Source organism: Dietzia sp. CW19 (assembly GCF_014145265.1).
In the GTDB taxonomy this organism is placed as follows: domain Bacteria; phylum Actinomycetota; class Actinomycetes; order Mycobacteriales; family Mycobacteriaceae; genus Dietzia; species Dietzia natronolimnaea.
On sequence record NZ_JAALEE010000561.1, the window covers coordinates 32,900 to 42,967 of the forward strand.

Annotated in this window: 10 protein-coding genes; 4 read left to right on the forward strand and 6 right to left on the reverse strand. The window is 62.2% G+C overall.

The features are described 5' to 3' along the window. The coding region (locus tag G6021_RS16190) for an IS110 family transposase (RefSeq protein WP_182641739.1) at window positions 1-857 on the forward strand (857 nt) is incomplete at its 5' end. A gap of 211 nt (window positions 858-1,068) precedes the next feature. On the opposite strand, the gene G6021_RS16195 is transcribed toward G6021_RS16190, so the two are convergent. From G6021_RS16195 to G6021_RS16210, 4 genes are all read right to left on the reverse strand, one after another. Next, window positions 1,069-2,130, reverse strand: coding sequence for a BtrH N-terminal domain-containing protein (locus tag G6021_RS16195; RefSeq protein ID WP_063972865.1), 1,062 nt, complete (start codon window positions 2,128-2,130; stop codon window positions 1,069-1,071). Between the two features lie 120 nt (window positions 2,131-2,250). Next, a complete protein-coding gene (locus tag G6021_RS16200) occupies window positions 2,251-3,471 on the reverse strand; it encodes an FAD-dependent oxidoreductase (protein WP_069389034.1) in 1,221 nt (406 codons plus the stop codon). Continuing rightward, a complete protein-coding gene (locus G6021_RS16205; protein WP_182641733.1) occupies window positions 3,468-4,856 on the reverse strand; it encodes a cytochrome P450 in 1,389 nt (462 codons plus the stop codon). Before G6021_RS16205 ends, G6021_RS16200 begins: the two co-directional genes overlap by 4 nt. A gap of 40 nt (window positions 4,857-4,896) precedes the next feature. Continuing rightward, window positions 4,897-5,217, reverse strand: coding sequence for a 2Fe-2S iron-sulfur cluster-binding protein (locus G6021_RS16210; RefSeq protein ID WP_063972867.1), 321 nt, complete (start codon window positions 5,215-5,217; stop codon window positions 4,897-4,899). Window positions 5,218-5,335: 118 nt separating this feature from the next. On the opposite strand from G6021_RS16210, the gene G6021_RS16215 reads away from it, so the two are divergent. The 3 genes from G6021_RS16215 (at window position 5,336) to G6021_RS16225 (ending at window position 8,020) form a co-directional block, all read left to right on the forward strand. Continuing rightward, complete coding sequence (locus tag G6021_RS16215; RefSeq protein WP_063972868.1) at window positions 5,336-6,337, forward strand: AraC family transcriptional regulator; 1,002 nt, start codon at window positions 5,336-5,338, stop codon at window positions 6,335-6,337. A gap of 175 nt (window positions 6,338-6,512) precedes the next feature. Next, entirely contained in the window at window positions 6,513-6,968 is a 456-nt protein-coding gene (locus G6021_RS16220; RefSeq protein WP_083249485.1) for a transposase, read from the forward strand. After that, window positions 6,965-8,020, forward strand: a complete 1,056-nt coding sequence (locus G6021_RS16225; RefSeq protein WP_083249486.1) for an IS3 family transposase — start codon at window positions 6,965-6,967, stop codon at window positions 8,018-8,020. The genes G6021_RS16220 and G6021_RS16225 overlap by 4 nt, the downstream gene beginning before the upstream one ends. 69 nt (window positions 8,021-8,089) lie before the next feature. Here the strand turns inward: G6021_RS16225 and G6021_RS16230 are convergent, their stop codons facing one another. Together G6021_RS16230 and G6021_RS16235 are read right to left on the reverse strand one after the other, a co-directional pair. Continuing rightward, window positions 8,090-8,614 (reverse strand): PaaI family thioesterase, encoded by a 525-nt coding sequence (locus tag G6021_RS16230; RefSeq protein WP_017836045.1) that lies wholly within the window; start codon window positions 8,612-8,614, stop codon window positions 8,090-8,092. 251 nt (window positions 8,615-8,865) lie between these two features. After that, window positions 8,866-9,939 (reverse strand): IS630 family transposase, encoded by a 1,074-nt coding sequence (locus G6021_RS16235; protein ID WP_095717553.1) that lies wholly within the window; start codon window positions 9,937-9,939, stop codon window positions 8,866-8,868. Window positions 9,940-10,068: the final 129 nt, after the last annotated feature.

The window sequence follows — 10,068 nt, forward strand, 5'->3', positions numbered from 1 at the left end:
CCTACGGTGCCGGTCTTGCCGCGGCCTGCGAACAGGCAGGCTTCGAGGTCGTTGAAGCAGCCCGGATGAACACGAGGGCCAATCGAGGGGTGGGCAAGTCCGACCCGCTGGATGCTCATCGCATCGCCGCTGCAGTGCTCGCTCTGGAGTGCGACCAGCTACGCCGTCCGCGTATGGCAGACGGCGTGCGAGCGGCGCTGCGGGTACTCGTGACCGCCCGCGACCACATGACCTCGGAGCGCACCGCCACCATCAACGCGCTGATCGCGCTGTTGCGCATCGTCGACCTCGGAATCGACGCCCGCCGGGCACTGACTGGGACGCAGCTCCTCGCCGTCTCCCGGTGGCGTGCACGCGATGAGGACCTCGGTGAGGCCACCGCCCGCCTCGAAGCAATCCGCCTGGCCAAACGAGTGGTCGAGCTCGACGAACAGCTCGCCGCCAACAGCTCGCGGATGACCGAGCTCGTCAAGGCAAGCCAGGCCACCTCACTGCTGGATAAGACCGGCATCGGACCCGTGACCGCCGCTGTCTGCCTGACCGTCTGGTCGCATCACGGAAGAGTGCGATCCGAGGCAGCGTTCGCCTCCCTCGCAGGCGTCAATCCTATCCCCGCATCCTCCGGGAACACCGTTCGACACCGGCTCAATCGCGGCGGCGACAGGCGGCTAAACCGAGCCCTGCACATGGCGGTCCTGACCCGAATGACCCACGACCCGGACACCCGCGCATACGTCGAACGACGGAGCGCCGAGGGGCGAACGACCAAGGAAATTCGACGCTGCCTCAAGCGGTACCTGGCCCGGCAGATCTACCGAACTCTCAGCGCAGCGGAACCTGTCCACATGCCCGCTTGACAAACATAGAAGGATCCCTGGCGCCGGCGGATCTCGCTAAATCGGGGCTTCTTCTTGTCGGATGGGTGTGACCGCTCGATCGCCGAGGTCGCCGGGGAGGTGGCGAGGCAACCCTAGAGCCCGGTCGTTTCGGTGCGAGCGGCGGCGAGCCATCCGCTGCAGTCTGAGTGCGGCCGGAACTTCTACCGTCCAGTTTTGACTTCCCGATTAGTCAGGCTGCTGCAAGCGATCGCGAAGCTGACTCCAGAGCTTCAGCCAGTTGAAGCTCGAGCGTGGGCAGGAGGCTAACCGCCGAAGCCACACGTTCCAGCCGAGTACGCACATCGACCTCGTGCTCGATCCCGGCTCGGCCGGCCTCCGTCCATGTCTGTGCACAGTGTCTGGCGGCTACGGCGAGATCTTCGGTCGCGAGGTCACCGGTCAAACGTGCCACGTCCGCGCAGCCGTCAGCGAGCAGCTTTCGGAACAGGCCGCCACCGGTGCCGGCCTTCTCGATGAAAGCGCTCAAGCTGAATAAGAGGATCTCGAGTTCGTCAGCCGGTAGATGGGACCAAGTCCGGACATCAGCGGCGAGCTGGGCGACCGCTGCTAAGCCTTCGGAACCGCTCACCGCGGTCGTGAGATCAACGACTCCTGGCGGAGTTGGGTGGCGCATGTTCGCTGCCGATTGACGGAAAGCCGCTGCGGCAACCTGCGCAAGGTCTGGTAACTCATGCGGCCAGGCGATGCGGTACGTGGTGTGACGTGTCGGTTGTGGGAATGACATCGACGACCGTGCTCGAGCGAGAGCGTCGAACGGAACCTTTTGGACCTCGGCACGGTCGTTGTCAACAACGAAGGCGATCCTCTCCGCCTCGTCGTAACCAATTACCACGATATCGTGGCGACTCATTTGGAGCCGAACCCGCAGGTAGGGCAACTCCGCGATGTCGCCCCATATCAGGGCTGGCCTTCCGGCATCGACCTCCTGGCTAATCCACGACCATCCTTCTCGGGGATCGTCGGTCGTGAGCACTTGGACCTGTGCGCCCAGTAGATGGGGGAGATTTACTTCGAAATCGGAGTCTCTCCCTACCAGATAAAGCGGCGGGAAGAGGTCGCTCGAGCGCAAGTAGGACAGGCCAAGTGACCCCCCGAGGGTGAAGACGAGACCTTCATCGGGCGGTTCTTCCCAGCCGAGGCCTTGCCAGTGCAGGAGGTCTCGCATCGCGGCTGAGCCGCAGTGCCCCCCGACCCGATGTGGATAGTTCTCGATGAGCGTCTGGCGAGTCATCAGAGTTCCTTTCTGAACGGCAGGCGGGCACGAACCGGGCTCTCTTGCTGCGCCAGTGGGATGTCAGCGCCGTTCGTCGAGGCTCCGCCGCTGACCGTGCGAGTCTCGCTCGGGACTGGCTTACCCATTGCGCAAGGAATCGGGAGAACCCGTATGGGCGAAATCGGTCCGGACGAAAGGACGCTGCTGTGTGATGACCTGTTTGCTGAGCATGAAATCACGGGGACGATTGATGCAGTCTGCAGCAAGGAGTTCGCCATCACGGAGGTAGAAGCAGCTGAAGTCGCGGTCCCGGGTGGGGTCACCGCTGAGGACGACTTCGTCGTAACCGGTGTTGAGACCGGCGATCTGCAGCTTGAGATCGTATTGATCTGACCAGAACCAGGGCAGCGACACTGCGCTCTTGGACTTCCCGCAAAGGGTAGCCGCGGCGAGTTTCGCCTGATCGGTTGCTCCGGGTACGCACTCCAGCCGGACTCGGCGACCGTATCGAGAGATGTACTTGCTGGCACAGTCTCCGGCGGCAACGATGGCTGGGTCACTGGTTCGGGCGTGCTCGTCGATCACCACACCATCGTTCAGGGTCAAGCCCGCCGCCTCGGCGAGTTCTGTTCTCGGTTCAACACCGATACCCACGATGACCAGATCAGTCGGAATCGACTCGCCAGTAGATAGTGTGACCTCCCGGACGCAGTCGTCTCCGACTAATGCTGCGACTTTGGCGCCCGTTCGGATATCGATGCCCTCCTCTCGGTGGATCCGCTCGAAGAACGTTGATACGTCGGGAGCAGTGACCCGCTCGAGGACGCGAGTGGTCGCCTCGAGCACGGTGACGTCCAGGTCCAGTGCCCGTAGTGAGGCGGCCGTCTCAAGTCCGATGTAGCCGCCCCCGACGATCACCACCCGCCGCCCGGGGGTGGCGGACGTGCGGATCTTCTCGACGTCTGCGGCGGTCCGAAGGTAATGGACCCCGGCGAGATCGGCCCCAGGAACGCGGAGCTGACGAGGGCGGGCTCCCGTGCACAGCGCGAGCTTGTCGTATGTCAGTGTGTCGCCGGTGCTCATAACGATGTGCCCAGCCGAGCGGTCGATCGCCTCCACGTGCGCGTTGAGAAGCTGGATTCGCTGCTTGGAGTAGAAGTCCGAACTGCGGATGGTGATCTCGTCGAGGGTGGTTTTCCCGGCGAGATACGCCTTCGACAGTGGCGGGCGCTGGTAGGGCACCGTGGGCTCCTCGCCGATGAGGACGATCTCACCGCTCCACCCGTCCTGCCGTAGGCTCGCCGCGAGTTGGGCTCCGGCATGGCTGGCACCGATGATGAGGGCTCGCTGCGATGTCATGTGCCGGATTTCGGGGTGAGGCGCACCATCATCTTGCTGATACCCCGCACGAAGTTGGACTGCACGTACTCGGGTTCGCCGACGACCTCGATGTTCTCGAAGCGGGGGAGCAGCTCTTCCCAGAGGATCCGCAGCTGCATTTCGGCCAGTCGGTTGCCCATGCACCGGTGTACGCCGAACCCGAAGGAGATGTGGTTGCGGACGTTGGCCCGGTCGATGATGAAGTCATCGGGCCGCTCGAACACACGCTCGTCGCGGTTGCCTGAGGCGTACCACATCACGACCTTGTCACCCTTACGGATGAACTGACCGTTCAAGATAGTGTCAGTCTTGGCGATTCGGCGCATGTAGGCCAGCGGCGTTTGCCACCGGATTATCTCGGAGACCATGTTGGGGATCAGGTCAGGGTTGGACTTGAGCTTTTCGAACTGGTCTGGGAACCGGTTCAGCGCCAGAACGCCACCACTCATCGAGTTCCGGGTCGTATCGTTCCCTCCGACGATCAACAGCACAAAGTTGCCCATGAATTCCATCGGGCGGTCGATCAGATCCTTGGTGTTCTCGTTGCTCTGCAGCATGGTGACCAGGTCGAAACCGGGTTCCTCCCCCTCTGCTAACCGAGCCTTCTTGTCGTACCACAGAGAACTCAGACCGCTCGCCATCTCGCGCATTCCGTCGAACGTCTCGTCGAGGTCCGCAGGACCACCGTTGGCCTCCTCGAACGAAGTTGCAATATCTGACCAGTACACGAGTTTGCGACGTTCCTCGTAGGGGAAGTCCAAGAGCGTCGCGAGCATGCGAGCTGTCAATTCGATCGAGACGGTCTGCACCCAATCGAAAGGCTGATTCACCGGCAAGCCGTCGAGCACCTCGCGAACCCGAGACCGAATGAGCGTCTCCATCTCACGCAGGTTCTTCGGCGCCACCACCCCCTGCACAGCTGCTCGCTGCACGTCGTGACGCGGTGGGTCCATCGCGATGAACATCTCAATATCGAGAAAACGAGGCGGGGCCCCGATCACTATCATCGGCTCGGCGGAGAAGACCTCATGGTTCTTATCGACCGCGATGATGTCTTCATGTCGGGTCACTGACCAGAACGGCCCGAACGCACTGTTGGGCTGAAAGTGGACCGGAGCCTCGTTTCGCAGGCGCTCATAGTAGGACTGCCAGCGTCCTTGCCGATAGAGAAAGGGATTACTGAGGTCGATGTCGGCGAGTTCGACGTCCTCGACGGGGGGGATGGGCTTCTCTACGAAGAGCTTCTTCCCATTCGTCCTTGTCACCCAGCGCCGAGTCCTGTCGTACAGATGGGCGCCCCGGATCTGCAGATCCATCGGGATGGCCGACTGAACCTTGTCGCCGATCGTATCGGAAACCTTCACGTGTCTCACCTTGTCTTTCGTCGTTACATCTGGAACGTCGTTACATCTGGAACTCTGGCACCTGGACGGTAAGGCCGTCCCAATCCGCGGACGCGGTCATCTGGCACGACAGTCGGGAGGTCGGCAGCCGTTCGGGGTTCATTGAGAGCATCTCTTCTTCACTTGCTCCCGAGAGGCCCACCACGTCGGACCATTGCGGATCAACGATGACATGACACGTGCCGCACGCGGCTTCGCCTCCGCAATCGGCGTCGATTCCGGGCACCGCGTTGTTGACGGCGATCCGCATGAGTGACTGCCCCTCCTCCAAGGGCACCACGTGCTCCTCTCCCTCATGTGAGACGAAGGTTACGACTGTCATCGCTGGCTCCTGCATGGTTGTTCGGGTAATAGCTGCTCACAGCATTGCTAACAACGACGACTGCGGCTAGGTTAATTGAGGGCAGAAGCTTGTTAATTTGGCTCAGAAGGCGGGGGCGATGAATCTTGATCGCGAGGGCGTGCCACCGCTCGTGTTCGCGCAGTTACTTGAGAGCCCAGTTCTGGAGCAAGACGCCGTTGCACGGTTTCGCGAGATCATGGATCGTGAGCGAAGCGACGTCGAGTCACTTCTCGCCATCAACGCCCAAGTTCCCCTGCGGTGGATCAGGGAAGCCTTGCCCGACCTCGACGTTGACCAAGCAACGACCCTCGGTTTGGCGTTCGCCCAGCATGCTCATCTGACGTCCTTCGGACCATTAAGCGTCCCACTAGTAAGCGCAGGTTCCGCAGGCGAGATATTGGAATTGCTTGCCTACCTGCCGCTAATAACCCCAGCCCTGAGTGCGCAGTTCTACGCAGGTGGACACGGAGTGTCTGTCGCGCTCAATGGGCAGACGGGCGATCGAGTCCTAGACTCCCTAGTGGTCACCTACTGTGGTGCGGTCCTGCTGAGGCTGCTGAATATACTCGTTGGCGATGCACCAGACATCACACTCTCACTGGGTTGGCCCGCTCCGGAAGGTCTGCCCGTGGATCAGGATTGGTTAGCTGGTCGCCTGGTATTTGACGCTTCACTGTCCATTCTGCATTTTCCCGTTGACGCGGTCAATCACGTCTGCCGGTTCTCTGATCCCGTGGCGTATCGACTCGCTATCAGTGACTTGCAGCGAAGGCTCGACGAGCGGAGTAAAATCGCCTCGTATTCGGACAAGGTGAGACGTCTGATAGAGAAGCGTCCCGCAGATTGTGGAAGTCAGTGGATTGCAGACGAACTCTCCATCTCTACGAGCACACTTAAGCGGCGCCTCTCTGAGGAAGGGATGACCTATCGCGGACTGCGCCAGTCGGTCATTCGTGAGTACGCGATTCTTCGTTTACTGGACGGATCTGTGTCCGCGAGCGAGATCGCCACGGACCTCGGATATAGCGACCTCGCCAGCTTTTCACACGCTTTCAAGCACTGGACCGGCCACCCGCCGACGGGGTTCCGTCGTAGGTAGCGCTGCCACTTGGTTGACTCGTACAGGGCAACTGGCAATGCACGGTGCCTTCAGCTTCGCCCTTTCTTTGGGCGTGGCGTTCAATAGCTTCAGGCTCCCCTATCCGCCAGACTGAGGTGAGACACCCGGGCTGGCTGGTTGAGAGGCTGGGGCGTGAGGAGAAGGAGAATCCAGCATGACTATCACTGCAACTACTGACGCGGCCCTGGAGGCCTCGCAGCCGACGCCGACGACCTCGACGCAGGAGACGGTTCAGGCCCCGCGGACCGGGCGGCCGGCCCGGCGGGCGTTCACGGCCGAGTACAAGCGGCGCATCGTCGCCGAGTACGAGCAGGCCCCGTCCGGGCAGAAGGGCCGCGTGCTGCGCCGAGAGGGCCTCTACGATTCCAGCGTCAAGCAGTGGCGGGCCCAGATCGAAGCGGGAACACTGGGCACCGTGTCCAAGAGAAGGCCCCGGGCTGGCCAGTCGCCGGAGCAGGCGCGCATCGCTGAGCTGGAAAAGCAGATCAGCAAACTCGAGTCAGACGCCGCCCGGAAGGACAAGGTCATCGCCGATCGTGACGCCGCGTTGGAGGTCATGGGAAAAGGTGTCGCGTTCTTGGAAGCGCTCTCCAAGAAAAACAAGGGGTGACCAGGGCCGCCTGGCGCACCTGGCAGGCCGAAACCGCGCAGCTGCTGACCGCGCTGCTGGGTGTGGTGCGGTCCTGCGCCCTGGTCGGTAGGTCGCGGGCGACCCATCATCGCCAGGCCAATCCGAAACCGCGCCAGTATGGGCCGCACCCCAAGGCCCGCCATCCTGCCGAGCTCACCGCCGCCGAGCGCACCGCGATACTGGAAGTGCTCACCAGCGAGGCCTACGCCGATCTGTCCGTGGCCCAGGTGTGGGCCCGCGAACTCGACGCCGGCCGGTATCACTGCTCGCAGCGCACGATGCACCGGATCCTGGCGGCCGAGGCGATGAACGGCGAGCGTCGTCGGCAGGCAACCCATCCACCACGGGCGATTCCCGAACTGGTCGCAACCTCAGCAAATGATGTGTGGTCGTGGGACATCACGAAAATGCGGGGCCCGGCCAAGGGCATCTGGTACCACGCCTACGTCGTCATCGACATCTACTCCCGCTACGTCGTGGGCTGGCGCATCGAGACCGTCGAAGACGGCGAACTGGCCGCCGACCTGGTCGCCGCCGCCATCGCCGAGCAAGGCCAGGCACCGGGGTATCTCCACGCCGACGGGGGCGCGGCGATGACCTCGAAGCCGTTGGCCTCACTCCTGTGCGATCTGGATGTAACCCGGTCGCACAATCGGCCGCGGACCAGCAACGACAACCCGTACAGCGAGTCGCAGTTCAAGACCATGAAGTACACGCCGAACTACCCCGAGCGGTTCGCCAGCATCGGTGCCGCCCGGGCATGGATGAACCGATTCATCCACTGGTACAACCACCAGCACCGGCACAGCGGGATCGGACTGCACACCCCGGCCAGCGTCCACGACGGCACCGCCGAGACCATCCGCGACAGGCGCCAGCTCGTGCTCGACGCCGCCTACGCCAAACACCCCGAACGGTTCACCCGACGACCGCGCCCACCCCGACTGCCGGAAAAGGCGACCATCAACGACCCCGACGCCCGATCACCCGAAACTAGCCAAGCCCAACCGAGCACCTCACGTCTCATTTGATTTGACACGCTCCGCTCCGCCGACACCCTCGACGTATTCGGGCCTGGTGCTCGCGGCGGTGAGTTTGGCCTAAGCCCTCGAGTTTCTCTGTGACTGCAAAAAGTGTTCAACCTCGACCACGATGAACAGGGCAGTGGCAGTAATAACAGTGCGGCCCTCTGCATCCTCCATCGTGGACTTGAGGTCCAATTTCCGGCCATCGCGAGACCGAACTGCAGCGCGCAGGATGTACGGGGTGTCGAGTAGTGCTGGCGCAAGATACTCGAGCTCGAGACGGCGCGTCACGGCGAGCTCGCCGACCGAATACAGCAAGAAGCCGAAGAGGTCGTCAATCACGGTCGCTACCGCGCCGCCGTGTGCAATGCCCGGTGCCCCGACGTGGCGCTGGTCGAACTGGTGGTGTGCGACGACGCCGTCTCCGTCACGCCGTACCGAGAGGAAGTGACCATTCGGGTTCTCTGGTCCACAGCCAAGGCAGTTGGGGTGGTGGGGAGGAAGCTCGGAGGAACCGGATTCCATGCGCGTGAACGAGGCCACCCAGTTGTCGATATCGGTACCTATCGGCTCGCCGGCCTTGTCGCGAAATGTGTCCATGTCCAAACCTTCCTGTCGATGAAGTTGTACTGGGTGCGATACCTCGGCTTGTGGCGACGGAGATATCGCCGACACCCGCACGTCCGACCCGTGACCCAACCTTTGACCGGGACGTCCAAGGGGCCCTGAGGCCCGATGCGGGTGGCCTGAGCAACTGGCTGTCGACGGCACGATAGTCAGGTCGACAAGGCCGACTGAGCCGGGACACCTTGTACTGTACGAACATACAGTAAGCGGTACCGACGTATAGTCTAGTGTCGCGTTTCTGAAGTTGGTTTAGGGTTCGCTTTCGCGAGGATCTGTTCGGGAGTTTTAGTCCAGACGAACGGGTGTTTGCGGTCGTTCCAGCCCGTGATGAACTGGCGAATCTTGGCATTGAGGTCCTTGACAGATGTAAAGACACCACGGCGGATGGCCTGCCGGTCGATGATCCCGAACCAGACCTCCACGAGGTTGAGCCAGGATCCGGACGTCGGGGTGAAGTGCACGTGGAACCGCGGATGCTGTGCCAGCCACACCTTCACCGCCGGGGTCTTGTGGGTCGCGTAGTTGTCCATCACCAAGTGCAGGTCAACCTCCGGGTAGGCGCGGTCGAGTTGACGCAGGAACGCCAGGAACTCCTGATGGCGATGCTTCGGCTTGACCGCGCCGGTGACGTGCCCGGTCGCAATGTCCAACGCGGCGAACAGAGTCGTGGTGCCGTGCCGCTTGTAATCGTGGGTGTGCCTTTCGATGCTGCCGGTGCGCATCGGCAGCATCGGCGCGGTCCTATCCAGCGCCTGGATCTGACTCTTCTCGTCAACACACAACACGATCGCGTTGTCCGGTGGCGCCAAGTACAACCCCACCACGTCGGTGACCTTCGCGACCAGTTCGGGATCGGTGGAGAACTTGAACGTTCCGGCCCGCCAAGGCTGCACCCCGAACTTGCGCCACGCCCTGGCCACGGTGGCGTTACCGATCTTCAGATGATCCGCCAGCAGGCGTGAGGACCAGTGCGTCACCCCGTACTTCTTCGGCGGAGGAGTCAACGTCGTGGTGATGATCTTCTGGTCATCTATCCGCTTCGGCCGGCCAGAGCGCGACTCGTCGAACAGGCCCGCGATCCCATCCGCCTCATACCTGCCTCGCCACTTCCACACCGTCGTCGGCGTCGTTCGCTCCCGGTCAGCGATCCGAGAGTTCGCCTGACCTTCCGCCGCGAGCAGGATAATCCGCGCCCGCATCGCCAACCCCGATTGGATCGACGTTGACCGCGTCCACGACTCCAACTCCTCGCGGTCACCATCACGAAGAATCAAAGCCGGAGCCGGGTTATTGGGCATGACCCATTCTCCCAAACACCCAAGCATTTAGGAACTAACGACACGCGACACTAGTGGGTAGATAAGAACCATAGATTCCGGGACTGGGTTCCGCTACAGACCAGGCTTCCGCCCACCTCGGCGTATCCA

Bases quoted from the DNA above. Each gene is read 5' to 3' on its own strand.
- G6021_RS16220 (WP_083249485.1), top strand. From the start codon at position 6,513: ATGACTATCACTGCAACTACTGACGCGGCCCTGGAGGCCTCGCAGCCG.
- G6021_RS16235 (WP_095717553.1), bottom strand. From the start codon at position 9,939: ATGCCCAATAACCCGGCTCCGGCTTTGATTCTTCGTGATGGTGACCGC.
- G6021_RS16230 (WP_017836045.1), bottom strand. From the start codon at position 8,614: ATGGACACATTTCGCGACAAGGCCGGCGAGCCGATAGGTACCGATATC.
- G6021_RS16195 (WP_063972865.1), bottom strand. From the start codon at position 2,130: ATGACTCGCCAGACGCTCATCGAGAACTATCCACATCGGGTCGGGGGG.
- G6021_RS16215 (WP_063972868.1), top strand. From the start codon at position 5,336: ATGAATCTTGATCGCGAGGGCGTGCCACCGCTCGTGTTCGCGCAGTTA.
- G6021_RS16200 (WP_069389034.1), bottom strand. From the start codon at position 3,471: ATGACATCGCAGCGAGCCCTCATCATCGGTGCCAGCCATGCCGGAGCC.
- G6021_RS16210 (WP_063972867.1), bottom strand. From the start codon at position 5,217: ATGACAGTCGTAACCTTCGTCTCACATGAGGGAGAGGAGCACGTGGTG.